This is a genomic window from Enterobacter sp. C3_dUdeg, assembly GCF_057536195.1.
The window spans coordinates 170,555-197,530 of record NZ_BAAKFX010000002.1 but is presented as its reverse complement, the minus strand read 5'-3'; the positions used below and the strand labels follow the sequence as shown (position 1 = coordinate 197,530).

The window sequence follows — 26,976 nt, the reverse complement described above, 5'->3', positions numbered from 1 at the left end:
AACCATTTAAGCAGATTTTGAGTGCATCTTACCCACAGCGCCGAAGTCGCTGATGACGCTAAATTGAATATTTCCTGAATTAACACCCGCAGGTAGCGTAAAAGATGTTGTTTTTCCTGGAGACGCATAGGAGACATTCGTGAGTTTTTTTCCGGCAACACTGATTTCATTGAAATTAATGTAGCAGGGCGTCGGATTGTTGATATCCAGTTGGTTGCCAGAGATATGCCAGCTGAGTTTGTCGCTCTCTTTCTCTACATCCAGGTTTTTCAGCGAGTCCGGGCGGTAAATCAGTTTGATGCTGGTTGATACCGCAATCTGTAGCGTATTTTTTTCACGTGGCGCAGATGGGATTGCCTTAACACGTAGCCAGAACATGGACTCTTTATCTTGTGGAAGATTTCCTGACTGGATAACGCGCATCAGGTTTTCTTTCCCTCCATCAAGGCGATAAAGCGGAGGGGTGATGATAAAGGGCGGTTTTTGCGGACTACTATCAAGATTATCGATAACCGTCTGGATAAGATAAGGACTACTGTCCGGATTACGAACGCTGAGCGACACTTCTTTTTTTGCACCTGCATAGACGAGGCGTGTTCCGCCAATATTGACCGTTGCATGAGCCATCTGGCAGTTGGCAGCGATAGTGCAGCCAAGCAGTAAAATAGAAATAATTTTCACGGTAAAACTCCAAGAGATAATATATGACTCCTTAACGGGAAAAGACAGTTCTCCATGCTGATGCTGTAATTCTAAGTACCGCTAAGGGTATTGTCCTTCTAAACATTGTCCCATTTAGGAGCCAGGAGAGGATCGCATTTCATTTGAACTGGAAAGTTAATATTGTAAAAATTCCCATGTCAGTAAAACATTGTTGCAACATGCTGAGTATTTTTTCGCTGAAAAAATAATGTTTTATTTGAGAAAACAGGATTTTTCTTTCTTATAGGTATCTGGAGTTTTAAATGAAGAAGCATATGTTCGCTGTAGTTATGGCATCTATTATGGCAAGCGCCACCTGTGCACAGGCGGCAAGCACTACGACCGTCAACGGTGGTAATATTAAGTTTATGGGTTCTGTGGTAGACGCACCGTGCGCTGTTGCCCTGGAATCTGAAGACCAGGTTGTCCATATTGATCAAATTACGTTGAAAAGCCTCGGCGCTAAAGATGCCGTTTCTGGCCAGTCTAAGCCGTTCTACGTGACCCTGACTAACTGCGATGTCAGCACTTATACGAATGCCGCTATCAGTTTCAGCGGTCAGTCTGACGCTGTAACTGCAGGTGCTTTGGCTAACACCGCAGGTTCTGGCGGAGCAACTGGCGTGGCTTTGCGCCTGTTTGGGCCAGATGGTAAGGCGATGAATGTTAACTCTGGTATCGCATCTGACACCATTCCGCTGTCAAAAGGCGACAACACCATTCCTATGAGTGTTGATTATCTGACAACTGGCGATAAACCAACTGCGGGTGCTGTTGAAGCTGTTGCTACATTCCAGATCATCTATTCCTGATTGCTTTATTTATCCCCCTCTGGAATTCCGGGGGGGATATTTCTGGCGCTTCATCATTATTTTTTATTGAGATAAACATGTTTCGTCTGATAGCACTGATAATTTTCGTTCAACTGCTATTTATTCAGCCAGGTATTAGCAGCGATATATCAACCGTGGGGAAAGTGCATTTCTATGGTGCTGTGGTTAATAGCTCATGTTCAATTGATACGCAGAGTTTTGACCAGAGTGTCATGATGGGTCAAGTCCGTACCGGTTCATTTTTAGGGCCAGGAAGTTGGGCGGAACCGGTCACCTTCTGGATTAAGCTTGAAAATTGTGCCACTTCAACCAGCGAGTCGGCAGGCGTCACCTTCAACGGACTGGCTGATCTTAAGGATCCACAGGTCTTTCAGGCAGGTTTTGGCTCTGGTGCTGCAAAGGGCGTCGGAATTGGTATTTTTGATATGAGAGGCAACCAGGTAATTCCTGATAGCCAACCTCTCGCAAAAATGCCGCTGATTGCCGGAGAGAACACATTACTGTTTACCGCACGATATCGCTCTGTATCGATGCCCGTTACGGCGGGGGATGCCAGTGCGGCCGTCACTTTCTCGGTGATTTATCAGTAAGTAAAAATGGATAAGTGCTCACCAGGATGCTTTTTTATTTTTTTTTGGATTTTTTAAAAATGAAAACCCTTATTTCAATGTTACTCTTGCCAATGCTCTGTCTGGGAAATAGTCATTTTGTTTATGCAGAAGGGATCGCACTGGGGGCCACCCGAATCATTTATCCGCTGGGTGAAAAACAAACCAGCATCAATGTTGTTAACACCAATAACAAAGAGACGTTTTTGGTACAATCTTGGGTGTCCGATCTCCAGGGTAATAAATCCACACAGTTTACCGTGACGCCGCCATTGTTTGTGATGAAGCCTCAAAAAGCGAACGTTCTGCGCATCATGTATGTAGGCCCAAAACTTCCGGAAGATCGCGAGTCAGTATTTTACTTCAATAACAAAGCAATACCTTCACTCGATAAAAAACAACTTCAGGGTAATACCTTACAGATCGCTACGCAAAGTGTGATCAAATTATTTGTTCGCCCTGCGCATTTAAAAATGAAATCAATGGATGCACCTGCAACGCTGCGTTGCCAGCGTAGTGGAAAAAGCATCACCATTACAAACCCTTCTCCCTATTTTGTTTCGCTGGTGAAATTCAGCGTTGGAGGGAAAGCATTGCCGAACAACATGGTTCCCCCAATGGGTAACCTTCAGGTAACGGCGCCGGATAATGCCCAGGGCAGTATCTCTTTCCAGACCATGAATGACTATGGCGCAGTAACCCCAGCACTAACATGCAATGCGTAATGCAGACAGGTCATAAGATGTTATGAAACTTCGAAAACAAGCTCGAATGATTAATGCAGTCTGCTGGCGGTTATCTCCATTAGCTTTAGTTATTGGAACGGGTTTATTTCCCGGTGTTTTGCATGCAGAGAACTATTTTAATCCGGCTTTTTTAGCGGATGGCAAAAATCAGGTTGCCGATCTATCCCGCTTTGAAAACGACGGCAGCCAGGCCCCTGGGATATATCGCGTAGACATCTATCTCAATAATGATTTTATCACCAGTCATGATGTCGAGTTTCAGGCGCGGCAAACGCAGAATTCCAGTGCCCCGTCATCCTCCGATGATACAGGTTTGACGGCCTGTTTATCTGAGAAGGTGTTGGGCGGCCTGGGGCTCGATCTGAGTATTCCGCAAGACCGAAAACAGTCTGTAGACGTACAGTGTATCGACATCGCGACTTTGATTGAGGGGGCTAAAGCCAGTTTTGATTTTAGCAAGCAGCGCCTGGATCTCAGTGTGCCACAGGTTGCGCTTAAAAATAGCGCACGGGGCTACATTCCTCCGGAAAAATGGGATCAGGGGATTAACGCCCTGCTTCTGAACTACAACCTGAATGGCTCCAGACGAAAAGACAGCAGCGGCGAAGGTAGCAGCAATTTTCTGGGGCTAAACGGCGGCGTAAACCTGGGAGCATGGCGTTATCGTGACTATTCTACATTTAACCGTAGCACCAGTAGTAATGGAGAGACAACCAGCCAGTGGCAACACATTAGTGGTTTTCTGGAACGCACGATCATCTCGCTGAAAAGTGAACTGACGGTGGGTGACAGTTATACCAGTGGTGACGTGTTTGACAGCGTTAGCTTCCGTGGTGTTCAGCTGGCCTCAGACGACAATATGTTGCCGGACAGCCTAAAAGGCTTCGCCCCCACGGTGCGCGGTATTGCAAAAAGCAACGCTCAGGTGACGATCAAACAAAACGGATACGTTATTTATCAGACTTACGTAGCGCCTGGCGCCTTTGCAATAGACGATCTCTTTCCGACATCCTCAAGCGGGGATTTGACGGTAGAAGTAAAAGAGCAGGATGGTGCTATTACCTCCTATTCTGTCCCTTATTCCGCCGTCCCGTTACTACAGCGCGAAGGTCGTCTGAAATATTCTGCCACAGCCGCGAAGTACCGCACCAGCAACGAACAGCAAGATCAAGTCTCTTTCACACAAGGAACATTAAGCTGGGGCTTGCCGCATGGTTTTACGTTGTATGGCGGCGCACAGCTGTCTGACAACTACAAGTCAATGGCGATTGGGACGGGGGTCAATATGGGCCACTGGGGCGCGCTGTCTGCGGATGTCACTCACGCCCAAAGTACGCTTATTGATGAGACCGAGCATAGCGGTCAGTCATTGCGTTTGCTTTATGCAAAATCGTTAAACGAAATAGGAACTAACTTCCAGTTATTGGGCTATCGCTATTCAACGTCAGGCTATTACACCTTTACGGATACTACGTACAAGCACATGGATGGCTACAACAGCAATCCGCTGAACGAGGATGATGATGATAACAACGATGTGCCGCACTGGTTCGACTACTACAACCTCTATTACACCAAGCGCGGAAAGTTGCAGGTCAATATTTCTCAACAACTGGGTGGTTTTGGCTCCATTTATCTCAGCGGAAGCCAGCAAAGTTACTGGCATAACGATGATAAAGATACGCTGGTGCAGTTTGGTTATAACACCACCTGGAAGGATATTAATATCGGTTTGAGCTACAACTACAGCCAGATGTCCGGCCAACCCGTAGCCGACAAAATGATTGCATTCAACCTGTCGTTACCGATCGGTAAATGGCTCTCAGCGCAGGGAGCCTCGTCGTCAAATAACGCATTTGCGACATACAGCATGAACCACGATAACCACGGTAGCGTCACCCAGAACGCCGGGATCAGCGGTACTCTGCTGGAAGGCAATAACCTGAGCTACAGCGTTCAGCAGGGCTACGGTAATCAGGGTACAGGTAATAGCGGTAATGCCAGCCTTGCTTATCAGGGCGGATATGGTAATGCCAACGTAGGTTACAGCTACGACAGCAGTAATTCTCAGCAGGTGACCTACGGCGTTGCGGGCGGCATCGTGGCGCATCGACACGGCATTACTCTGAGCCAGCCGCTAGGGGAAACGAATGTCCTGGTTGAAGCGCCGGGTGCGGATAACGTTAAAGTTGAAAACTCCACCGGCGTTAAAACGGACTGGCGTGGATATGCTGTTGTGCCTTTCGCAACGACCTACCGTAAAAACCGTATAGGCCTGGACACCACAACACTGGGTGACAAAGTTGATCTTGAGGACACGGTAGCAGATGTTGTTCCTACAAAAGGTGCTCTGGTTCGCGTCTCCTTCAAGGCCCATGTAGGTAGCCGTGCACTGATAACGTTGCTGCATAATAACCAGCCTGTTCCGTTTGGGGCGACCGTCACGCGTGACGATGGTACTGGCAGCATTGTTGGAGAGGATGGACAGGTTTATCTATCCGGCCTGGCGCAAAAGGGCACATTCACGGTGCAGTGGGGAGAGGGCAGCAACATGACCTGTAACGCAAGCTATCAACTTCCTGTTGAAGCAGAAAATACAGCGATTACGCAGATCAAATTGATTTGTCGCTAATAGGGAAGGAAACCATGAAAAATAATGTGTTATGTTTTTTCTTGCTTATTTTTTCTGTGGCAGGGATATTTCCGGTTAAGGCGAGCGAAAGTACCCTGACCATCTCTGGCGATGTGGTGGCAAGCGTCTGTGAGGTTGCTTTCACAAAAAAAATCACTATAGGCTCATTTTCAGGTAAGGATTTTCCCTCTGTCGGCAGTAATTCTGCATTCAAAGCGATGAATATTAATCTCTCAAATTGTTACAGTAAATTGGCTTCAGTTTCGGTTAAGTTTTCGGGTACGCCCGATGCTGACAATCCAGTATTACTCGCTCTGAGCGAAACTGAAACAGGAACGACACTCGCTACAGGTATTGGTATTGAATTGCTGGATAACGGGGGCAAAACCATACCTTTTAATAAGTCCGAATCGAAGACATTTCCATTGGATGAGGGAGAAAATACGCTCTCCTTTCTGTTGCGTTACAAATCAACAAAATATCCTGTGACGCCTGGTGATGCGACAGCGGTTTTATTTTTTGATTTATCATATCAATGAGTTACTGGTCATGATTCAATGTAATAAGATACAGTTTATTTCCTTGTTAGTGATGATTTTTTGTGGCCTGTCACAGGCCCATGACGGAACGGTGAATATTGCAGGTGTTATTCAGGATAACACTTGCGAAATTGCTTCTGATTCACAAAATTTCGTTGTGGATATGGGGGTGATGGCACAAAAACAATTCAGGAAAGCAGGAGACAGTTCACCCGATAAGTCATTCTCCATTAATTTGGAACATTGCGGACCGGCGGCAAGTGAAGCCACCGTTACCTTTTCGGGCGTTGCGGATTCACTAAACTCTGATTTATTCGCTATTGACGTCAGTTCAGATTCAGTCAGTGGTCTGGCACTGGGAATCTATGACGGTAACGGTAAGCCTGTCCCACCGGGGAAAACCAGCACGGGTGTAGCACTGAAACCGGAGCAGGCTGAGGCGGTATTGGATTTCTCGGCGCGTTATACGGCTGTAAAAGACAGCGTTACGGCGGGAAGCACGAATGTGACGGTGACGTTTGTCATAAATTATGAGTGAAACGGCCAATGACAGATTTATGGCTTTTCTGTTTCATATTTAATACAAGTTCATTGTATTCTCTTTTTCAGTAACTAAAGAAGGATTGATCTGACTTTAGGTTTTTATGAGATATGTGTTATGAATCGAAATATCTTTTTTTTCCTTATTTCTTTTTTGTTTTGTAGTTATAGCTATGCTAGTTGTAGTCTAGGTGGTCAAGGCCAGGTAGCAGATTTTACCTTTAACGATCTTAATATACAAAGAGATGTGCCGGTAGGCACCGTGTTATTGCAGAAGGAAGTTTCCGTCCCGGCGACGATAAGCATCTTGGCAGCCAGCGGTACATGCACGCAAGAGATGAAGATGAATTATGCCGGTGCAACTAAAACATCACTCGCCTCCGTTTATAATACAAACATCCCAGGCGTCGGCATTAAGGTGTTTACTTATACCCATTCAGGTGCAGGAGCTTACGATTATTTTGAGAATCCAGGGAAGAATAATTCTTCTTTGACTGTCCCGACTAATACTAGTTCGTATGTTTATTGGACAGCAAGTAATATTGCAACCGTTTATTTAGTAAAAACTGGTGATATTACTTCGGGTCGACTGGCGGCAGGCGAAATAGGCCGTGTGACCAATTTAGAAACAAGCACTGTTCTCTTTAACATAAATACATCGGGAGGGAATGTTAACTCTTTGGCATGTTCAATTGAATCGGGCAATGGCTTATCCTTTCCAATAGGAGACATACTCACAACTGAATTTAAAGGGGTGAATTCTACTCCTGATAAGACGAGCACGGTGGATCTTAAGCTGGACTGCAATGCCAACGCAAATATCAATATTAAGCTTAATGGCGTACAGAACCCTGATTCAACCGAAAAGAGTATTCTGGCACTCAGTGGCAATCAGGGCCAGAACGGCGTTGCAGATGGTGTAGGCGTTCAGCTTCTTTATAATGGTACGCCGCTTGAAATCAACAAACTCATTACTTTGAAAAAATCTTCCGGCGGGAAAGAAAGTTTTCCTATTACCGCTCGCTATATTCAAACTAAAGAAGCAATTCGTCCTGGCGTAGCAAATGCCACGGCAGTTCTGGAACTCATTTACCAGTAACGTCCGCAATGACCGACCGGGCAGGACGCCCGGCCTCATTTTTTCTGCCTCGTTTTATTCCCAATTCTTGCCCTGAACGGGTTTGATTCGGGCGATTTACGCAGAGTTAGCGTCGATACCAATCTTCTTCCCGCTTCAACTATACTTTTCAACGGCGTACCGCCAAAACCTGTTGTCTCTAGCCGCAATGCCAGAAGGTATTTTTGCTGGGACGTACCTCGCTATAGGCTATTTTAAACTGCAGGAGTGATGACATTCTGAGGAGAGGGAGGAATACGTGGATCTGCCTTGAGGACGTAATTCCACATATAAAAAAGCCGCGTTAATAAACGCGGCTGAAAGCGTTTTGGATCCCTTATGGCTTAAAACGATCGTCCCATGGCATTAACCGGTGGGCCTGGATTTTTAATTTCTCAGCTTCGTTCTGGTGCTGTAAAAAGGACATAATATTGACCTGATCGTTCCAGGCATCCTCAACCATATGCAATGTAATCCACTCCCTGTTTTCAACGGCATACTTTTCCAGCTCATCGATATCGCCCGACCGGTTGAAATGCAACAAATGGAGCTGGCTAAGGTCACGCTGATATCGCATCTGCATGAGTCCCGGCACGTGTAAACCGGTAATGCTCTCAGGGAAAGCAAGTCTGCCCGTCTCAAAATTTCCCAGCACAATGCTGGCAAAAAAAAGCTGTGCAGAAAGCACTAAGCCATACAGTGCGATGAACACCAGCGGCCAACGTAACCGCGAACTGCGAACCTGAAATGTGCGGAGTTCTCCGTCTGCTGAGGCCATTAAAATCAGAATGGCAAAATAGTGCGCCACGGAATAATAGAGTGGAAACTCCACCTGAGTGTGCAGCAGAATCGGCAAGGTGGTGAGCAGTGCCGCCCACTGCCACAGGCTTTTTCGCCTCAGGAAAAGAACTATCCAGCCCCACAGGAGACACAGCCCGCCCGCCAGCGCAATCACGCCGCCCTCCGCCCAGATAAACAGCGTCTCATTGTGCGGGTGTTGCATCATTTCCCGGCTTGGATTATCGAACGGCAGCGCGGCCATAAAATTCTGGAAGGCGGGTTCAAACATTCCTAACCCCCAGCCCCGCCAAGGATGAACGCCGATCATACGTAGCGTGTATTCCAGGGTTAACATCCGCTGATTGCTGGAGCTTTCGTGCGCGAGGGATGCGGCCAGAGGCTGATTCAGCAGCAGCGTGCCTAAAAGCCCTCCCGCGAACGGCAAAAGGACCACCAGCAGGCGGCGGCGACTTGTCGTTCGAACGCGAAAACGCGGGTGGCTGAACATCACCGATACGCACAGAATGCCGATTAACCCGCCGAGCCAGCCGGTGCGTGAGTGAAACACAACCAGCGTGGCCGATATCACTATGATGCTGACACAAATAAACAGCAGGCGATACGATTCTGCGCGAACCCGGTAACAGACGCATCGAGCATCGGCAAGAACAAACAGCAGGGCGACCAGCCCCGTCGCCAGAAATGAAGCGGTGACATTCAGTTGCTGAAATATACCCGGTGCGTAGCCAGAATAATTTTCAGCCAGGTTATTGAGCGGGAAGGGGAGATATGCCGGGCAGTAAAGCCCCGCCAGCGAAATCAGACATTCCACAACGGCAGCGATAGCCAGCAGATAAAAAATCCCTGTGGTTTCTTTCTCCTGAAGAGGAACCTGAAGCAGAGTCACGTAACACATCACTCCGCCCCAGATCCCGACCAGCCGGGGTAGGGCAGTCGGCAAGCCTTCAGAAGGAGACCAGAGGATCGGCAGCGTAAACAGAACCGCGCTCGCCAGCATGAGTATGCTGGTGCGTGTAATACTCACGGTTGCCGTACGCAGAAAAAGCCATACCAGCAGCGACAGCATGGACATCACGCCCCAGCAGAGCAGGTTCATCGGCAGGTTCATGCCGTAATCGCCGTTGTTAGGCCAGGGGATATGGAGTAGCACCAGCCAGTAAAGGCTGAAAGTGGACAGTATCAGCACGCGTATCGTGCGGGCGTTTAGCAATATATTTGCCAGCGTAATCAAAGAGGATGTCAGCGTGTTCATTAGAGCCTGAAGAGGGTAAATCATGATTGTATTTACCCCCTCCGACAGGGGCTAACGCTCCTGCGTCCATTCTGAGACTTTCAGTGTCAGTACTGCCATTGCACCGAAAACCCAAGCGTGACGGGACTGGTATGCATCTCATCCGGTTTTGCCAGAGGCACACCCGCAAAAAGGTCATACCCCAGATGGCCTTTTACCCCGCGCACACCAGCGACCGCACCGGCAATGTGCGCCCCGCTCCAGTAATCATTTTCTGAGCCGCTGACTTCGCCATAGTCTGCGCCAATATACGGCTGCATTCCCCATACCGGCAGATTCAGGTTGATATCGTTGCGCAGATACCAGCCTTTGTCGGCATACAATGAGGACTCTCCGTCAAAGCCGCGCACCGTCCAGCGGTTGCCGATGGTGAACTTATCGGGCTGGGTCAGCCTGTCCGGAGAGGTCTGTTGCTTGAAGTGCGGTTCATAGCTGAAGGCAAACTTGCCCAGTTTGAACGGGAAAGTACCGTCTGCACTCAGCGTAATAATGCGCGCCTGCGCGTCGGCACTGCCCACCATCTCTTCAGCATCGGGTTCTTCACCAAACCACGGTGCGGCATGTTGATAACCGAGGCTTGCCGTAAGCTGACCGAAGGGAAGATAGGCTAAATGTTCCAGGCTAAGCTGCCAGCTGCTGGTGTCCCGGTGCTGAACCTCCACTTCCACGTCGTTAAGATCGTAGCGGGAATCCCGCTTGATCCCTTTAAAGCCCAGCGTGGTTTTCTGGCTCGCGCTGCGGTAAACCACGCGGTTAAGCGCGGCGGTCATTAACTTTTCATCGCTACTGTACCGGTAGTTAAAATCACCGCTATGGAGAGTCTGCGTCGTTCTGTACTGGCTGGCATAAAGTTCAAGCGCCCAGTATCCCCAGGGAACGGAGTAAAACGCCGAGGTATTATCGTTACGCTTGCCGTTTTCATTTTTGAAACCACCGCCATACGCGGCATAAAACATATCGTTGAGCGAGGTGGGGTTATCCAGATACAGCGCCAGGCCCCCCTGGTACCGTCCGGTGTATTTACTACCGGAATCATCAAACCAGCTGCCCAGTCGCCAGGCTTTACGCTGGTCGCGCTTGATCTCAACGCGGGTATCGCCAGGATTTTCCCCCGGCACCAGACGAATACTGGCCTGCGAACCGGGAATGCGCTGCAGGTTTTCCAGCCCCTGTTCCAGACCGCGTAAATCGAGGAGATCGTCCGTCCCTTGTGGGACGTTATTCCAGCTATGAACGGAGAGGCCGCTTTCATCCTGAATAATGACATCACTGACGCGTCCAGGCAGAATTCGCAGGGTTAACGTTCCCTTGTGCAAATTTTGCTCCGGTATTAATACGCGGGTAGTAATAAATCCGTGGGATATTAATCGATTCTGCACGGCCGTATGTATGGCTTTAATTCCCTTCACGCCGATACAGTTATTCTCAGCCTGACGAATGATATCGCGAAAAGTGAGCCAGTGAGGAAGCGACTGCGTATTGTCGATGTTCAGATGCCGAATGTCGTAGCACACTGTCTCATGTGGCAGTGCAAGCGCATCAGTTGCGAGCATGCCTTCTGATGAAAGGACTGACTTCCCAGGCGGTGCAAGCTGTTCGTGCCTCGCCTGATCCTGCTGCTGAGTGGTGGCCGGTTCGGCATGTACAGTGTCGGGAAGTGACGCGAGCAGTGATAGCAGAACGAGGCCAGATCGATAATTAGTCATGTAAATAACTTTATGGACCGCGAAGGATCCTGAATTTAACGAAAAAAATAGATAGCCCCATTGCAGGAATGGGGCTTTGGTTTATTTCAAACGATTACGCGGTATAAATGGAGTAGCCGCCTGGGTAATAAACGATATCCTGAATGGGATACCCGTAATACAGATCGCCCGGATAATAGACAACGCCGTTTTCCCAAACGCCATTACCTTCAGGTGTACCGTTTGGCTTAACGGTGGTATTTCCACTATTATTCGCCGTGGTATCTGAATCTGGGTTGGTATTATTGTTATCAGCAGTGTTACTACCGTTGTCTTGATTTGCTGTACTGGTCTCGTTAATCACACCCATGTTATTGACGTAACCCATGGTGTACACGCGATCGCCGGTAATATTACCGCTGGCTTCGTTGTTAATGCCGTTAGCCGTGTTCAGCGTAATACCGCTTGCACTGGTGATGTTACCGCTGTTGGTCAGGTAGTTGCTGACCAGGGTAATACCGTTATCAGCAGACAGCGTACCGCCGTTGATGAGGGTTACGCGGTCCATCTGTGCGTTCAGGGTATTACCCGCCACAATCGTGCCGTAGTTATACGCGGTGCTTTGAGACCAGCCGTAGCTGCCCATTACGTCGAGATTAATGTCATGCGCCGCGCGGATGTCACCGCTGTTGTCCAGATTGTTCATGACAAACAGCATGGCATCAGAACCCGCGTTGATCTGGCTGCCTGCATCGGTCATCAGATAAGAGGCGGTAATGTTGATGTTATGGTCTGCGACGAGCGTACCGTTGCCCCGGTTTTCCAGGCTAGTGGTGTTCAGGTTGATATCATTCTTGCTGACGATCGAGCCGCTGTTGGACAGGTCTGCCAGCTGAAGATCCATCTGATTAGCGGTAATGTCGCCGCTGTTGTCGAACTGACTGCTGTTCATCTGCAGCGCCAGGCGACCGCCAGCCGCGATGGAACCGCTGTTTTGCGCCGGGCCGCCATAGTTATTCCAGCCATTAGAACCGATGGTTAACATCATATCCTGACCCGCTTTAAGGGTTCCGGCGTTCTGGAACGTACCGGTCACGGTCATGTCGATATTGCCGCCTGCTTCCATCTTACTGGCAAGGTCAGAATAGTAGGACGTGCCGTACATAAAGAGGTCTTTTTCGGCTGCGATGGTGCCGGACATATTATCCAGCGCGCCATTGATTGAAACAGAGCCGTCACTGTGGATTGATCCATTGCGGTTAGAGAGCATGTTGTTGCCGCTCACCTGAAGCTGGCTGTCAGATCCCAGAGACTGAATCACACCGTTATCGTTGTTCAGCATGGAGGCGCTAATCATGTTCCAGCCGTTCCCGGCGGAAATGAGACCGTTGTCGTTTGTCAGCGTGTCGACATTGACGCTCATCGCACCGTTGGTTTCTACGCGGCCAGCGGAGTTGTTCAGGCTGGCAGCGTCAACGCTGAGGGCACCCTTAGCAACAATGCGGCCATGGGTGTTATTCACGCCTTGCGCGTTGTAATTCCAGGAGGCGCGGCCGATCGTCAAATCGCCATTGCTGAGAATTTCACCGTCGCTGTTGTCCAGCGAGTCAGCGGTAATAAAGGTATTCTGGCTGCCCTGAATGGAACCATGGCTGTTAACGGTATTTTTGCCGGAAACATTCACCATCGCAGCTTTAATGACGCCGTTAGTGTTGTCCAGCGTGTTGTCTGCGGTAACGAACACCATACCCTCAGAGGTAATCTGACCGTTATGGTTCAGGACATCACTTCCCATCACGGTAACTGAATTTTTACCGCTGATACGTCCGCCGTTGTTTTCGACCACACCCTCAACGTTGATTGACAGCGTGTCGGATGCCGTCAGGTCAGAACGATCGATATGCACGCCAACGCCGGCGTCAGTGCCTTCCATATAGATTTTATTCGCGTACATGGAGCCCAGCGCAGACACATCCAGCGCTACGTCTGGGGCATTGCTGCTGTCATACTTCTTCTGCACACGGCCATATTTATCAATGTGGTTATTACCCGTGACGATATTCAGTTCGTTAGCCTGAAGTTTCGCATTGACCTTCACTGAACGGGCAATAATGTCGGTGTACTGCGTAGAACGAGTATCCATCCCTTTACCGGTGATGGTCACCTGACCTTTGCTCACATCCAGACCGCTAACATTACCCTTGTTATCGTAGGTGGCAGTACCGGTGGTCAGCGTAGCGTGGTTGGTATTGATAAAGCCGCAGCCGTCACAGGTAATGCCTGATGGGTTGGCGATAATCACCTGCGCGGACTGGCCCGCCACTTCGACCATGCCGTTCAGCTGGCTCGGATCGGATGAACGCACTTCGTTCAGGATCACTTTAGCGCTGCCGCCGGCCATATTCGCGTTGCCATTGATCTGGCCTGCTAATTGGGTGTTGGTTGCTGTGCCGCTGTTATTCAGGATCACGCCGTTGCTGTCGACGTTAAATTCGGAATAAACGTTATGGGAAACCCCACCCGCGCTCGCCTTGTTGATATCAACGATGGTTGCGCCACTTGCATCCGTATGAATGGCCGGTTTATCGGTATTACCTGCCACGATGGCAGCCTGAGCTGGCATAATCATGCCCAGCGCAAGCATGGTCGCAAAGCAGGTCGGCGCCAGTTTGGCGTGCAATACCTTTGAATTAGCCTTTGTGCTCACTGCACTTTTATTTTTCATATATCTATCCTTGTAATTCCTTGAAAAAGTGTTCCCATTTCTCTTCATGCGAAATGGACGCACATAAAAACATGCAGAACCTCGATTCCAAAAATAGACATGTAACAATTCATACAAAATGTGCATTAATTAATGCGGTACCAGAAGGGACTAATTAACGTGAGCGTGACAAAAAATAAATGGATATATTTTTGAGGATTATTGATTGGGATGGTGAGAGGCTATAACTGGTTGATATCACATAGAAGAACGTAATTATTAATTATTAAATTGTATGCGAAATTTCCGATATAGGTATTTCTATGCTGTTACAAATAATTTGCCTGCTAACGGATGCATTTATACACAACGGGAGTATGCGGTATTGAAAACAGGCACGCCGGAACCCAGCGTGCCAGAGAAGATCAGCACTCAGTTACAATCGTGCTCAGCGGCAGGCGAGACTTCGGCAGCGTGGCGTTGAAATCTTCCACGCTGTGGTGCCCAACCGGTACTACCACCAGGCTGGTAAAGCCTTTCTCTTTCAGGCCAAACTCTTCGTCGAGAATAGCGGCGTCGAAACCTTCAATCGGTACCGCGTCCAGGCCCATCGCGCCTACGCCCAGCAGGAAGTTGCCGACGTTCAGGTAAACCTGCTTCGCCATCCACTGGTCGTCATCTTTCAGATCCACGCGGTGCATGTCGGCGAAGAAGGTGCGGCCCTTGTGGTTTGCGGCTTTGGCTTCCGGCGTGTTGAAACGGCCATCGGCCTCTTCCTGATCCACGACGCGCTCCAGCCAGGCGTCATCCAGCGCGGTTTTCGCGCAGAACACCACCACGTGAGAAGCATCCAGCATTTTGCGTTCGTTGAACACATAGGTGCCCGCGGCGGATTTCGCCACGCGCGCTTTTCCTTCCTCGGTGCTGGCCACAATGAAGTGCCACGGCTGGGAGTTGGTGCTGGACGGGCTGTACTGCAGCAGGGTTTTGATTTTTTCCGCTTCTTCCGCGGTCAGTTTTTTGCTTGGGTCGAACGCCTTGGTCGAGTGGCGTTTCAGGGCGACAGAAATGATATCCATAACAACTCCTGGTGATGAAATTCGCCCGCTCGCGGGCGCGAAAGGAAAGCAGATTACAGCGGGACGCGGAAAAAGATAAGTGCAATTCGAGCGCTTAATCTGTTCGTCTCAGACGAACAATCAGACCGGACGGATCCACTTCTGGTCTTTTTTCGGCAGCTTATCCACTACCAGATTCCAGGAGTCACGGATGAGGTCGGTAACCAGTTCCGGCGTCACGTCGTCGGTGCCGTAAAGGGAAATCCAGTGCTTTTTACTCAGATGGTAGCCCGGCTCGATCCCGCGATAGATCTGCTGATTTAAGAGCGATTTCTCCGGGTCTGACTTCAGGCTGACGTGCGGTCGCCCGTGCGCGACCGCGGCGATCATGAAAATCTTTCCGCCCACTTTAAACACGTCAAACTCCGGCCCAAACGGCCAGCAGTGTTCGGTGAAGGGCAACTCAAGGGCCACGCGCATTGCGTGCTCCTGCAAGGATTTACTGTCCATCGCTCTCTTCCTGGGCCAGCCCGCGCCACATCACTTCAAAACCGAGCGCTTTAAAATCAACGGCGCGGGAAGGGTCGCGAGTGGCAAATTCCATCGTGGATTCGGCCAGCGATAAGAAAAGCGCATCGCCAAAGGTTTTAAATTCATCTGACATAAACACCTGACGCACCGAGCGGCGGCACAGTTCATGGAGTTCCGGGAACATCTCTTTCACCGCCTGTTCGGTTTCGGCGCTCAGCTTTTCACTGACGCCAATCTGGCGGATAGCCGCATGAGAAACGGGGTTACGAATACCCCAGTCCACGTAGCTGTTCCAGATATTGCGGGTATGTTCTTTGGGCAGCGTGATGGTGCGATCGAGGTTTGCCAGCATGGCCTGGCAGAGATCCTGCTTCAGGTGCAGATAGAGGGCATTCAGCAGATCGTCTTTAGTGGGAAAGTAGCGAAACAGGGTCCCTTCGGCGACGCCCGCGTTACGGGCGATTAACGACGTTGAGGCGGCAATACCTGACTGTGCAAACGCTACCGTTGCGGCTTCCAGTAAGGCCTGTTTTTTATCTTCACTCTTCGGACGTGCCACTAAATTTTTCCCCCTGTCAATTATAAAAACCCTGATTGAAACACGTGCTTTGACACGCTGCAACGCGGAATGTCAAAGATCGAAAACGTCTTGACGACTTTATCATCATATCTATAATGAGTGCTTACTCACTCATAATCAAGTTTACCCCGCGCAAACTATCGGATGGGGCGCGTTTTCGGGTCTGGATATGAAAAAACCTCTCTTCATCTGCGTGGTGTTAATCATGATTATTGCTTCAGCTGCGAGTTTACCGTTTGTTCTGAATGCCGGATTCGGCCAGCCGCCGCAGGGTGAGCAGCTCACTGAAGTGGAGGCCTCTCCCCAGTATCGCGACGGGAAATTCCACAATACGCTGCCGACGCCGGGCTATAACGGCGACAAAAACATGCTGGTCGCGACGTGGGATTTTCTGACCAAAAAAACCGAAAACGCGCGCCCGGCCCAGCCGCTGCCGCTGGTGAAAACCGATCTTGCGAGCCTGCCGCTGGAGCAGGACACCCTGGTGTGGCTCGGCCACTCCTCGTGGTACCTGCAGCTCGCGGGCAAACGCATCCTGATCGACCCGGTGCTCGGCAACTATGCCGCGCCGTTCTCGTTCCTGAATAAAGCCTTTGCCGGGGAATATCCGTGGCGCGCTGAAAGCATGCCGGAAATCGACCTGCTGATTATCTCGCACGATCACTACGATCATCTGGATTACGCCACCATCCGGGCGCTACTGCCGAAGGTGAAGCGCGTGGTGACGCCGCTGGGCGTGGGATCCCATCTGCGCTACTGGGGGATGAAGCCTGAGATTATTGACGAACGCGACTGGAACCAGTCGGTACGCATCAGCGATGAACTGACGGTGCATGTTCTGCCGGCGCGTCACTTCTCCGGGCGCGGCATCAAGCGCGATCGAACCCTGTGGGGCAGCTTTATGTTCGTCACGCCAGATCGGAAGGTTTATTACAGCGGGGATTCCGGCTACGGCCCGCACTTTAAGGCCATCGGCGAGCAGTTTGATGGCGTGGATGTTGCCATCATGGAAAACGGCCAGTACGACCAGGACTGGAAGTACATCCACATGCTGCCGGAGGAAACGGCGCAGGCCTCGGTGGATCTGAACGCGAAAGCCGTAGTGCCCGGGCATAACGGACGCTTCGTGCTGGCGAAACATACGTGGAACGATCCGCTGATCCAGCTGGCTAAAGCCAGCAAGGATAAAAACTATCGGCTACTGACACCGGCGCTGGGCGAGCCCGTCCGGGTGAATGACGCCACGCAAACCTTTCGCGCGTGGTGGGAATAATGTTTAAGCGAGAAGCAGAGGGGGACAGCAGCATGACCATTTCCGCTCAAGTCATCGACACTATCGTCGAATGGATCGACGACAATCTGCACCAGCCATTACGTATAGAAGAGATTGCCCGCCACGCGGGCTACTCGAAGTGGCACCTGCAGCGGTTGTTTATGCAGTACAAAGGGGAGAGCCTGGGGCGTTATATCCGTGAGCGCAAGCTGCTGCTGGCGGCGCGCGATCTGCGTGAATCCGACGCTCGGGTGTACGACATCTGCCTGCGTTACGGGTTTGACTCGCAGCAGACGTTTACCCGTATCTTCACCCGCACGTTCAACCAGCCGCCTGGGGCGTACCGCAAGGAGAACCACAGTCAGACGCACTGAGCTGTTTTCCGCCCTGGCGGGTCACAAAAATTGCCATCACAGGCCGGGTAAGGCGAAGTCGCCACCCGGCTTTTTTATTGGCTTACGACGCCAGTGAAAACCAGCGGCGCCAGACGAAACGCAGCACGAAGAATTCGATGGCACCCAGCAGTAAAAACCACACGCAGAACAAAATGGTGTAAAGCTGGTTCAGATCGACCATGTGAAAGGTCTGAACCAGCTTCTGCGCCAGCACCAGACCCAGCGACGGCGCGGGCAATAGCAGACAGGAGAGCAGGGCCAGCAATAAAATGCCGCCTGCCGTAAGCAGCGATTCTAACGGGTGTTTCATCGTAATGTTAATCGTCAGTTAAAAATGTCATTGTCCGGCATCCTGTAACGTAAAGCAATATCAGCGACTAAGACGTTATTGAATAAAACGAAGATATTATTTGGGGAATAAATAACAAAATACGACCCGGCATTTATATTAATATCGCGTTATGTAAATAAATGTCTTTGTCAGGAAAATAATTTTACAAATGTATAGGTGCTATAACCAATTAACGTGGCAATAACAATGGCCGCGATAACGTATAACACCAGTCGGCGTCCGCGATAAATACCCCACATGGTTCCCCCTCGTTTAGTGTTGGTTTAGAAATATTTTGTAAAAATCAGGCCATCGAAATAGTTTTAATCAGTTTTGAATAACCGAGAAGTCATTATATTGCGGTAGATCAATTTTACCCGCAAGACTTAAAAATGAATTTATTTAGCCAGAAAGGAATTCAGGCTTCTGTTCACCGGATATTGAAGGAAAAATACGATGACCGAAAAAAAATTGTCCTCAAACGTGCCGCCTTCCGGCGGGCTGGCATACCAGCAGACCGTAGAGCAGGTGCTCACCCACACGCAGAGCCAGGCCAGCGGTCTGGATCGTGCAGAGGCGCAGGCGCGTCTGCAAAAAACAGGGCCGAACGCGCTGCCGGAGAAAAAAGGCAAACCCGCCTGGCTGCGTTTCCTGGCCCATTTTAATGATGTGCTGATTTATGTCCTGCTGGCCGCCGCCGTATTAACGGCAGTAATGGGCCACTGGGTTGATACGCTGGTTATTCTGGGCGTGGCGGTAATCAATGCTTTAATTGGCCATATTCAGGAAAGCAACGCGGAAAAATCCCTGAAGAGTATTCGCAATATGCTCTCCAGCGAGGCGCGCGTTATTCGTAACGGCAATCACGAAACTCTACCCACAACTGAAATAGTCCCGGGCGATATTATTGTATTACGCGCGGGAGATCGTATTCCGGCGGATATGCGTTTAATCGAAGCGCATAATTTACGCGTGGAAGAGGCGATTCTGACCGGTGAATCCACCGTGGTGGATAAACATATTAATCCGCTGAGCGGCGAACTGCCGCTGGGCGATCGCACCAATATGGTCTTCTCCGGGACGACCGTAAGCGCGGGCGGCGGCGTCGGCGTGGTCACCGCGACCGGTAAGGATACGGAACTCGGCCACATCAACCAGATGATGGCGGGTATCGAAAAGCACCGCACGCCGCTGCTGGTTCAGATGGACAAGCTGGGTAAAGCGATCTTCGCGATTATTCTGGCGATGATGGCCGCGCTGTTTGTCTTCAGCCTGGTGTTCCGCGAGATCCCGATGGGCGAACTGCTGCTCTCCCTGATTAGCCTGGCGGTGGCCTCCGTGCCGGAAGGTCTGCCGGCGATTATCTCCATCATCCTCTCGCTGGGCGTGCAGGCGATGGCGCGCAAGCGGGCGATTATCCGCAAGCTGCCGACGGTGGAAACGCTCGGCGCGATGACCGTGGTCTGTTCGGATAAAACCGGCACCCTGACCATGAACGAGATGACGGTTAAAGCCATTATCACCGCTGACGCCTGCTACCGCGTGGACGGCAACAGCTACGAGCCGGTAGGCAACATCTATCTGGAAGGCAGCGACGAGCCGGTCCACATCCAGCCGGGCACCGTGCTGGAACAGTACCTGCGCACCATCGACCTGTGCAACGACAGCCAGCTGATTCAGGACGAGCGCGGCCTGTGGGGCATCACCGGTGGGCCGACCGAGGGCGCGCTGAAGGTGCTGGCGGCGAAGGCCAGCCTTGAGTCGGTCATGACCACGCTGGTTAACAAAATCCCGTTCGACTCGCAGTACAAGTACATGAGCACCCACTACCAGATTGGCGGTGAGGAGCAGATCCTGATCACCGGCGCGCCGGACGTCATTTTCGCCCTGTGCGCGCAGCAGCAGACCCGCAACGGTGCGGAAGCCTTCAACCGCGCGTACTGGGAAACCGAGATGGAGCGTTATGCGCGTCAGGGGCTGCGCATGGTCGCCGCGGCGTTTAAGCCAGCGAACGGCGAGCAGGAACTGACCCATGACGACCTGAGCCACGGCCTGATCTTCCTCGGCATCGCCGGGATGATGGATCCGCCGCGTCCGGAAGCCATTGATGCGATTAACGCCTGCCAGCAGGCGGGGATCCGCGTGAAGATGATCACCGGGGATCACCCGCAGACGGCGATGAGCATCGGCCAGATGCTGGGGATCGCCAACAGCGAGCAAGCGGTCACCGGCTACGAGCTGGAGAAGATGGACGACGCCGCGCTGGCGGAAGCGGCGGTGAAGTATGACATCTTCGCCCGTACCAGCCCGGAGCATAAGCTGCGCCTGGTGAAAGCGCTGCAGGACAAGGGTGAAATCGTCGGCATGACCGGCGACGGCGTGAACGACGCCCCGGCGCTGCGTCAGGCTGACGTCGGCATCGCGATGGGCATCAAGGGCACGGAAGTGACCAAAGAGGCGGCGGACATGGTCCTGACGGACGACAACTTCGCCACCATCGCCAGCGCGGTGAAAGAGGGGCGTCGCGTTTACGACAACCTGAAGAAGACGATTCTGTTCATCATGCCGACCAACCTCGCGCAGGGGCTGCTGATTGTAATTGCGCTGCTGGCGGGGAACATCATTCCGCTGACGCCGGTGCTGATCCTGTGGATGAACATGGCCACTTCCGCCACGCTCTCCTTCGGCCTGGCCTTCGAAGCCGCCGAGCGCAACATCATGCGTCGTCCGCCGCGTCAGACCGGGCAGCACGTGATGGACGCCTACGCCGTCTGGCGCGTGGCCTTCGTCGGCACCATGATTGCCATCGCCGCCTTTGCGCTGGAAGCCTGGCTGGCCCCGCGCGGCCACAGCGCGGAGTTCATCCGCACCGTGCTGCTGCAGATGCTGGTCTGCGCCCAGTGGGTGTACATGATTAACTGCCGCAACACCGAAGGGTTCTCCCTGAACCGCGGCCTGCTGGCGAACAAAGGGATCTGGCTGGTGACGGGCGTGCTGTTCCTGCTCCAGGCGGCGATTATCTACCTGCCGTTGATGCAGATGCTGTTCGGCACCGAAGCCCTGCCGCTGCGCTACTGGTTTGTGACCCTGGCGGTAGCGGGCGTGATGTTCTTCGTCGTCGAAATCGAGAAGCGACTGACCCGCAGATTCCGTAAGGCTGCATAACCTTTTGCCCTCACCCTAACCCTCTCCCACGGGGAGAGGGGACTCTGACCTCCCTCTCCCTGTGGGAGAGGGCCGGGGTGAGGGGAACACATCTAAGGTACCTCTTAATGAAACTCCCACTCCTGTTCGCGCTCCTCGCCTGCACCCTGCAACCCGTATTCGCTGCCGCCATCCCCGTTCGTGTCGCCACCGTGGAGCAGACCGCCCACGCCGCCGAGCGCCAGATCCCGGGCCGCATCGAAGCCATCCACACCGTTGAGCTGCGCGCGCGTACCGAAGGCGCGATCGCCAAAATCCACTTCCGCGACGGGCAGTACGTGAAAAAAGGCGACCTGCTGTTCGAGCTGGACGACGCCGAGCCGCGCGCCGCCCTGCGTCTGGCGCAGGCTGAGGTGAGAAGCGCCGAAGCCACGCTGCGCCAGGCGCAGCAGCAGCTGTCCCGCTTTGAAAGCCTGGGCAGCAGCAACGCCATCAGCCGTCACGACGTGGACAACGCCCGCATGCAAAGGGACGTCGCCAGCGCCGCGCTGGAGCAGGCCAAAGCCCGGCTCGAAACCCGTAATGTCACCCTGAACTACACCCGCATTACCTCGCCGATCGACGGTCGCGTGGGGCACAGCCAGTTCCACGTCGGCAGCCTGGTCAACCCTGCCAGCGGCGTGCTGGTGGAGGTGGTGCAGCTCGATCCCATCCGCATCGCCTTTGCGCTGGAAGAGGGCGCGTTTGCCACCAAAGCCGGACAGCATGCGGATATCAGCGCCATGAAGCAGGCCTGGCAGGCGTTCATAGACAGCAACGGCCAGCGCGTCAGCGGCGAGCTGACGTCCGTGGACAACCGCATCGATCCGCGCACCGCCAGCGTGATGCTGCGCGCCGAGTTTGCCAACCCGCGCCATCAGCTGCTGCCCGGCGGCAGCGTGAACGTGACGCTGCGCCCGGCCAGCGAGCAGCCGGTTCTGACCCTGCCCGCCGCGGCGGTCCAGCAGAACGGCGACGGGTTCTTTGCCTGGGTGGTTAACGCCGACGGAAAAGCCGAAATGCGGCCGCTGAAGGTCGCCGGACAGATCGGCCAGCAGTTCCGGATTTCATCCGGCGTGAAGTCCGGTGAGCGAGCGATTACTGACGGCGCGCAGCGCGTGCAGCCAGGCACGGCCGTCCAGATACTGAATTAAGGAGCCATCATGCTGACGTTTTTCATCAAACGCCCGCGCTTCGCGATGGTGATTGCGCTGGTCATCACCCTGGCGGGGGCCATTGCGCTGAGGATTATCCCGGTGGAGCAGTACCCGCAGATCGCGCCGCCGGTGGTGAATGTGTCTGCCAGCTGGCCGGGCGCCAGCTCGGCTGACGTGGCGGAGGCTATCGCCACGCCGCTGGAGACCCAGCTGAACGGCGTGGATCACATGCTCTACATGGAGTCCACCAGCTCGGACGAAGGCTCGTACAGCCTGAACATCACCTTCGCGGCGGGCACCGATCCGGACCTCGCCGCCATCGACGTACAGAACCGCGTGGCGCAGGCCGTGGCGCAGCTCCCGACCGAGGCGCAGCAAAACGGCGTGCAGGTGCGCAAGCGCGCCACCAACCTGATGATGGGGGTAAGTCTTTACTCACCGGACAACACCCACACGCCGCTGTTTGTGAGCAACTACGCCAGCACCCAGGTGCGCGAGGCGCTGTCTCGCCTGCCGGGCGTCGGGCAGGTGCAGATGTTTGGCGCGCGCGACTACAGCATGCGCATCTGGCTGCGTCCGGACCGCATGAATGCCCTGAACGTCACCACCGACGACGTGGCGCAGGCGCTGCGCGAGCAGAACGTGCAGGGTGCGGCAGGCCAGGTCGGCACGCCGCCGGTGTTTAACGGCCAGCAGCAGACCCTGACCATCAACGGCCTGGGGCGCTTAAGCCAGGCCGAAGACTTTGCCGACATTATCATCCGCGCGGGCGAGATGGGCCAGCTGGTGCGACTGAAGGACGTCGCCACCATTGAGCTCGGCTCGCGCAGCTACAGCTCCGGCGCGCAGCTGAACGGGCACGACTCCGCCTATCTCGGCATCTACCCGACGCCGTCCGCCAACGCCCTGCGCGTGGCCGACGCGGTGCGCGCGGAGCTGGAACGGTTGTCCACACGCTTCCCGGACGATCTGGTCTACGAGGTGAAATTCGACACCACCTCCTTTGTGGCCGCCACCATTAAAGAGATCGGCGTCTCGCTGGCGCTGACGATGCTGGCGGTGGTGGTCGTGGTGTCCCTGTTCCTGCAAAGCTGGCGCGCGACGCTGATTGTCGCGCTCGCCATTCCGGTATCGCTGGTGGGCACCTTCGCGGTGCTCTACACGCTCGGCTACTCCGCCAACACGCTCAGCCTGTTCGCCATTATTCTGGCGCTGACCATGGTGGTGGATGACGCCATCGTGGTGGTGGAGAGCGTCGAAACGCTGATGGCGGAAGGGCAGAGCCGCACGGCGGCGACCGCGCTGGCGCTGCGCCAGATCGCCGGGCCGGTCATCGCCACGACGCTGGTGCTGCTGGCGGTGTTTGTGCCGGTAGCGCTCCTGCCGGGGATTGTCGGCGAGCTGTACCGCCAGTTTGCGGTGACGCTCTCCACCGCCGTCACGCTCTCAAGCCTCGTGGCGCTGACCCTGACGCCCGCCCTGTGCGCGATGCTCCTGCGTCCGCGCCCGGTGCAGCCCGCGGCGATTTTCCGTGGGTTCAACCGGGGGCTGGAGGCCACGCGTGGCGTCTACACCCGCATCGTGACTGTCTTCAACCTTCGCCCGTGGCTGGCGCTGCTGGCCACCGCAGGCGCGGCGGCCGTGGTGGCGTTCAGCTTTACGTCGATGCCAAAAGGCTTCCTGCCGCAGGAGGACCAGGGCTACTTCTTCGCCAGCGTTCAGCTGCCGGAAGCGGCTTCGCTGGAGCGCACCGAAGCGGTGATGACCACCGCGCGGGAGCTGATCGCCCAAAATCCGGCGGTGGAAGACGTGATTCAGGTCTCCGGGTTTAACATCCTCAACGGCACCAGCGCCTCCAACGGCGGGTTTATCTCCATCATGCTCAAAGACTGGAGCGAGCGTCCGCCGCTGGATGAGGTGATGGGTACCCTTCAGCGCCAGCTGCTGGCCCTGCCGGAGGCGACCATCATGACCTTCGCGCCGCCGACGCTGCCGGGGCTGGGCAACGCCTCGGGCTTCGACCTGCGTATCCAGTCTCAGGCGGGGCAGAGCCCGGCGGAGCTGGAGCGCGTCACCCGCGAGGTGCTGATGAAAGCCAACCAGCACCCGCAGCTGAGCCGCGTGTTCACCACCTGGAGCAGCAACGTGCCGCAGCTGACGCTGACCGTTGACCGCGAGCGCGCCGCCCGCCTCGACGTGCCGGTATCGCGCATCTTTAGCAGCCTGCAAACCGCCTTTGGCGGCACCCGCGCCGGGGATTTCAGCATCAACAACCGCGTCTACCACGTGGTGATGCAGAACGAGATGCAGTGGCGCGAGCGCGCCGAGCAGATCGGCGAGCTGTTCGTGCGCAGCAACAGCGGCGAGCGGGTGCGCCTGAGCAACCTCGTCACCATCACGCCGACCGTCGGGGCGCCGTTCCTGCAGCAGTACAACCAGTTCCCGTCCGTGTCGGTGAGCGGCTCGGCAGCGGCTGGAGTGAGCAGCAGCACCGCCATGGCGGCGATGGGCGAGATTCTGGCGCAGAGCCTGCCAGCCGGCTACGACTACGCCTGGAGCGGCATGTCGTACCAGGAGCAGCAGACCGGCAATCAGGCGATGTGGATCGTGCTGGCGGCGGTGGTGATGGCGTGGCTGTTCCTCGTCGCCCAGTACGAGAGCTGGACGCTCCCGGCGAGCGTGATGCTCTCGGTGCTGTTCGCCCTCGGTGGGGCGCTGGTCTGGCTGTGGCTGGCGGGCTACGCCAACGACGTGTACGTGCAGATTGGTCTGGTATTGCTGATCGCGTTAGCGGCCAAGAACGCGATTCTTATCGTCGAGTTCGCCCGCGCGCGGCGTATGGACGGAATGGCGATTGTCGATGCCGCGCGGGAAGGGGCCTCGCGCCGCTTCCGCGCGGTGATGATGACCGCCGTGTCGTTCATTATCGGCGTTTTGCCGATGATGCTGGCGACCGGGGCGGGGGCCCAGAGCCGCCGCATCATCGGCACCACGGTCTTCAGCGGCATGCTGGTGGCGACCGTGGTGGGGATTGTGTTTATCCCCGCGCTGTTCGTGCTGTTCCAGCGCCTGCGGGAGTGGGGGCACGGCCTTACGGACTCGTCGCCCACAGCTCGCAGTGCTTCTGAACCAGAGAAATCAGCGAGCCGCCGTCGGCGATAAACTCCCGCATGCGCTGCGCCTCGCTCTTGCCCTGCTTTAACAGCAGGGCAATTTCATTGATTGCGCTCGTCGCGCCGAGCTTCTCGGCCGACGGCGCAACCTGCTCCAGCAGCCACGCAATGTCTTCCGCCAAGGTTTTGTGCTCGCCGGTATGCACATCCGTCAGGATCCCCTCCAGCCCGTAGCGACAGGCCTGAAAACGGTTAAAGCGGTACAGCAGAAAATCTTTTTCCTGATGCTTATAGGGCCGCGTAGTCAGCAGCCAGTGCGACGTCGCCTGGATAAGCCCGGCGATGTTAATGGCGTGGCCGAGCGTCAGCGGCGTATCCATCACCCGGACCTCGACGGTGCCGAAGTGCGGGCTGGGGCGAATATCCCAGTGCAGATCCTTAATGCTGTCGATCATGCTGGTGGAACTCAGGCGGCGGAACAGCCCCTCGAACTCCTGCCAGCTGTTGACCCACGGCATCTGGCCGTTATCCGGAAATCCCGAGAAGATGTTGAGCCGCGACGAGGAGAACTTCGTGTCCGTGCCCTGCATATACGGCGAGGCGGCCGCCAGGGCGATAAAGTGCGGCACGAATCGCGACAGGCCGTGCAGCAGGTAAATCGCGTCGTCCCCGGTCCTGCAGCCGACGTGCACGTGCTGGCCGAACACCGTCGCCTGCAAAATCAGGTAGCCAAAGCGCTCCAGCGTGACGTTATAGCGCTCGTCGTCGCACACCTCCTGACGCTGCCACTTCTGGAACGGGTGCGTCCCGCCACCGCAGATCTGGATATGCTGCTCCGCCGCCGCGCGCAGGATGCTCTGCTGCATCACCGAGAACTGCGCCGCCGCCTGATCGATGTTCTGGCACACGCCGGTGGCGATTTCGAGCATGCTTTCGGTGATATCGTGTTTGACCTCGCCGCCTTTGATGTCGTCTTTGACGGCGGCGATGAGCGCGGAGGAGTCCTGGCTCAGATCGTAGCCCGGCGGGTTAACCACCTGCAGTTCGAGTTCGATGCCGAGGGTGAAAGGTTCAGAGGACTTAAAATCGGGTAAAGGCATGGCGCACTCCGTTGTCTGTAGTGTGTTGAGTATAGACAACGACGTGGCGCTCACTTT

At 54.0% G+C, this 26,976-nt stretch carries 21 protein-coding genes; 12 read left to right on the top strand and 9 right to left on the bottom strand.

Annotated features, from left to right (window positions below; translation table 11 throughout):
* Positions 1-6: 6 nt before the first annotated feature.
* Positions 7-681, bottom strand: a complete 675-nt coding sequence (locus AC27FC_RS08440) for a fimbrial biogenesis chaperone (protein ID WP_375156381.1) — start codon at positions 679-681, stop codon at positions 7-9.
* A gap of 284 nt (positions 682-965) precedes the next feature.
* On the opposite strand from AC27FC_RS08440, the gene AC27FC_RS08435 reads away from it, so the two are divergent.
* From AC27FC_RS08435 to AC27FC_RS08405, 7 genes are all read left to right on the top strand, one after another.
* The gene (locus AC27FC_RS08435; protein WP_196354742.1) at positions 966-1,514 is read left to right on the top strand and encodes a fimbrial protein; all 549 of its coding nucleotides are present in this window, start codon (positions 966-968) and stop codon (positions 1,512-1,514) included.
* Between the two features lie 77 nt (positions 1,515-1,591).
* Positions 1,592-2,125, top strand: coding sequence for a fimbrial protein (locus AC27FC_RS08430; protein ID WP_112778348.1), 534 nt, complete (start codon positions 1,592-1,594; stop codon positions 2,123-2,125).
* Between the two features lie 59 nt (positions 2,126-2,184).
* Entirely contained in the window at positions 2,185-2,868 is a 684-nt protein-coding gene (locus AC27FC_RS08425) for a fimbria/pilus periplasmic chaperone (RefSeq protein ID WP_112778353.1), read from the top strand.
* Positions 2,869-2,890: 22 nt separating this feature from the next.
* On the top strand, positions 2,891-5,521 hold the full coding sequence (locus tag AC27FC_RS08420; protein WP_196354741.1) for a fimbrial biogenesis usher protein: 2,631 nt from the start codon (positions 2,891-2,893) through the stop codon (positions 5,519-5,521).
* 14 nt (positions 5,522-5,535) lie between these two features.
* Positions 5,536-6,060 (top strand): fimbrial protein, encoded by a 525-nt coding sequence (locus AC27FC_RS08415; protein WP_232959875.1) that lies wholly within the window; start codon positions 5,536-5,538, stop codon positions 6,058-6,060.
* Complete coding sequence (locus AC27FC_RS08410; RefSeq protein ID WP_234090095.1) at positions 6,041-6,598, top strand: fimbrial protein; 558 nt, start codon at positions 6,041-6,043, stop codon at positions 6,596-6,598. Before AC27FC_RS08415 ends, AC27FC_RS08410 begins: the two co-directional genes overlap by 20 nt.
* Positions 6,599-6,718: 120 nt before the next feature.
* Positions 6,719-7,699, top strand: a complete 981-nt coding sequence (locus tag AC27FC_RS08405; protein ID WP_196354738.1) for a fimbrial protein — start codon at positions 6,719-6,721, stop codon at positions 7,697-7,699.
* 355 nt (positions 7,700-8,054) lie between these two features.
* On the opposite strand, the gene AC27FC_RS08400 is transcribed toward AC27FC_RS08405, so the two are convergent.
* From AC27FC_RS08400 to AC27FC_RS08375, 6 genes are all read right to left on the bottom strand, one after another.
* Complete coding sequence (locus tag AC27FC_RS08400) at positions 8,055-9,770, bottom strand: O-antigen ligase family protein (protein ID WP_196354737.1); 1,716 nt, start codon at positions 9,768-9,770, stop codon at positions 8,055-8,057.
* An 86-nt stretch (positions 9,771-9,856) separates the two neighbouring features.
* Complete coding sequence (locus tag AC27FC_RS08395; protein WP_196354736.1) at positions 9,857-11,515, bottom strand: ShlB/FhaC/HecB family hemolysin secretion/activation protein; 1,659 nt, start codon at positions 11,513-11,515, stop codon at positions 9,857-9,859.
* A gap of 94 nt (positions 11,516-11,609) precedes the next feature.
* On the bottom strand, positions 11,610-14,219 hold the full coding sequence (locus tag AC27FC_RS08390) for a two-partner secretion domain-containing protein (protein ID WP_196354735.1): 2,610 nt from the start codon (positions 14,217-14,219) through the stop codon (positions 11,610-11,612).
* Positions 14,220-14,623: 404 nt separating this feature from the next.
* Positions 14,624-15,277, bottom strand: a complete 654-nt coding sequence (gene nfsB, locus AC27FC_RS08385) for an oxygen-insensitive NAD(P)H nitroreductase (protein WP_033144849.1) — start codon at positions 15,275-15,277, stop codon at positions 14,624-14,626.
* Between the two features lie 120 nt (positions 15,278-15,397).
* Positions 15,398-15,766, bottom strand: a complete 369-nt coding sequence (locus AC27FC_RS08380; RefSeq protein ID WP_064673593.1) for an MmcQ/YjbR family DNA-binding protein — start codon at positions 15,764-15,766, stop codon at positions 15,398-15,400.
* A complete protein-coding gene (locus AC27FC_RS08375; protein WP_039264021.1) occupies positions 15,756-16,346 on the bottom strand; it encodes a TetR/AcrR family transcriptional regulator in 591 nt (196 codons plus the stop codon). The genes AC27FC_RS08380 and AC27FC_RS08375 overlap by 11 nt, the downstream gene beginning before the upstream one ends.
* A 190-nt stretch (positions 16,347-16,536) precedes the next feature.
* On the opposite strand from AC27FC_RS08375, the gene AC27FC_RS08370 reads away from it, so the two are divergent.
* Together AC27FC_RS08370 and AC27FC_RS08365 are read left to right on the top strand one after the other, a co-directional pair.
* The gene (locus AC27FC_RS08370; RefSeq protein ID WP_069303773.1) at positions 16,537-17,640 is read left to right on the top strand and encodes an MBL fold metallo-hydrolase; all 1,104 of its coding nucleotides are present in this window, start codon (positions 16,537-16,539) and stop codon (positions 17,638-17,640) included.
* Between the two features lie 32 nt (positions 17,641-17,672).
* The gene (locus AC27FC_RS08365) at positions 17,673-18,014 is read left to right on the top strand and encodes a RamA family antibiotic efflux transcriptional regulator (RefSeq protein WP_010428317.1); all 342 of its coding nucleotides are present in this window, start codon (positions 17,673-17,675) and stop codon (positions 18,012-18,014) included.
* Between the two features lie 82 nt (positions 18,015-18,096).
* On the opposite strand, the gene AC27FC_RS08360 is transcribed toward AC27FC_RS08365, so the two are convergent.
* Entirely contained in the window at positions 18,097-18,345 is a 249-nt protein-coding gene (locus AC27FC_RS08360) for a DUF1158 domain-containing protein (protein WP_013097677.1), read from the bottom strand.
* A gap of 477 nt (positions 18,346-18,822) precedes the next feature.
* On the opposite strand from AC27FC_RS08360, the gene AC27FC_RS08355 reads away from it, so the two are divergent.
* The 3 genes from AC27FC_RS08355 (at position 18,823) to AC27FC_RS08345 (ending at position 25,868) form a co-directional block, all read left to right on the top strand.
* Entirely contained in the window at positions 18,823-21,531 is a 2,709-nt protein-coding gene (locus AC27FC_RS08355; RefSeq protein ID WP_196354733.1) for a cation-transporting P-type ATPase, read from the top strand.
* A 107-nt stretch (positions 21,532-21,638) separates the two neighbouring features.
* Positions 21,639-22,703 carry an efflux RND transporter periplasmic adaptor subunit gene (locus AC27FC_RS08350; RefSeq protein ID WP_196354732.1) on the top strand — a complete coding sequence of 355 codons (1,065 nt, stop codon included), beginning with the start codon at positions 21,639-21,641 and terminating at the stop codon, positions 22,701-22,703.
* Between the two features lie 9 nt (positions 22,704-22,712).
* On the top strand, positions 22,713-25,868 hold the full coding sequence (locus AC27FC_RS08345; protein WP_112778335.1) for an efflux RND transporter permease subunit: 3,156 nt from the start codon (positions 22,713-22,715) through the stop codon (positions 25,866-25,868).
* Here the strand turns inward: AC27FC_RS08345 and AC27FC_RS08340 are convergent.
* On the bottom strand, positions 25,798-26,919 hold the full coding sequence (locus AC27FC_RS08340) for a YbdK family carboxylate-amine ligase (protein WP_094935788.1): 1,122 nt from the start codon (positions 26,917-26,919) through the stop codon (positions 25,798-25,800). The two genes, AC27FC_RS08345 and AC27FC_RS08340, sit on opposite strands and share 71 nt — an antisense overlap.
* Between the last annotated feature and the right edge of the window lie 57 nt (positions 26,920-26,976).

Coding starts and splice junctions, on each gene's coding strand:
- AC27FC_RS08435 (WP_196354742.1), top strand. CDS start 966: ATGAAGAAGCATATGTTCGCTGTAGTTATGGCATCTATTATGGCAAGC.
- AC27FC_RS08430 (WP_112778348.1), top strand. CDS start 1,592: ATGTTTCGTCTGATAGCACTGATAATTTTCGTTCAACTGCTATTTATT.
- AC27FC_RS08425 (WP_112778353.1), top strand. CDS start 2,185: ATGAAAACCCTTATTTCAATGTTACTCTTGCCAATGCTCTGTCTGGGA.
- AC27FC_RS08420 (WP_196354741.1), top strand. CDS start 2,891: ATGAAACTTCGAAAACAAGCTCGAATGATTAATGCAGTCTGCTGGCGG.
- AC27FC_RS08415 (WP_232959875.1), top strand. CDS start 5,536: ATGAAAAATAATGTGTTATGTTTTTTCTTGCTTATTTTTTCTGTGGCA.
- AC27FC_RS08405 (WP_196354738.1), top strand. CDS start 6,719: ATGAATCGAAATATCTTTTTTTTCCTTATTTCTTTTTTGTTTTGTAGT.
- AC27FC_RS08400 (WP_196354737.1), bottom strand. CDS start 9,770: ATGAACACGCTGACATCCTCTTTGATTACGCTGGCAAATATATTGCTA.
- AC27FC_RS08395 (WP_196354736.1), bottom strand. CDS start 11,515: ATGACTAATTATCGATCTGGCCTCGTTCTGCTATCACTGCTCGCGTCA.
- AC27FC_RS08390 (WP_196354735.1), bottom strand. CDS start 14,219: ATGAAAAATAAAAGTGCAGTGAGCACAAAGGCTAATTCAAAGGTATTG.
- nfsB (WP_033144849.1), bottom strand. CDS start 15,277: ATGGATATCATTTCTGTCGCCCTGAAACGCCACTCGACCAAGGCGTTC.
- AC27FC_RS08380 (WP_064673593.1), bottom strand. CDS start 15,766: ATGGACAGTAAATCCTTGCAGGAGCACGCAATGCGCGTGGCCCTTGAG.
- AC27FC_RS08370 (WP_069303773.1), top strand. CDS start 16,537: ATGAAAAAACCTCTCTTCATCTGCGTGGTGTTAATCATGATTATTGCT.
- AC27FC_RS08365 (WP_010428317.1), top strand. CDS start 17,673: ATGACCATTTCCGCTCAAGTCATCGACACTATCGTCGAATGGATCGAC.
- AC27FC_RS08360 (WP_013097677.1), bottom strand. CDS start 18,345: ATGAAACACCCGTTAGAATCGCTGCTTACGGCAGGCGGCATTTTATTG.
- AC27FC_RS08355 (WP_196354733.1), top strand. CDS start 18,823: ATGACCGAAAAAAAATTGTCCTCAAACGTGCCGCCTTCCGGCGGGCTG.
- AC27FC_RS08350 (WP_196354732.1), top strand. CDS start 21,639: ATGAAACTCCCACTCCTGTTCGCGCTCCTCGCCTGCACCCTGCAACCC.
- AC27FC_RS08345 (WP_112778335.1), top strand. CDS start 22,713: ATGCTGACGTTTTTCATCAAACGCCCGCGCTTCGCGATGGTGATTGCG.
- AC27FC_RS08340 (WP_094935788.1), bottom strand. CDS start 26,919: ATGCCTTTACCCGATTTTAAGTCCTCTGAACCTTTCACCCTCGGCATC.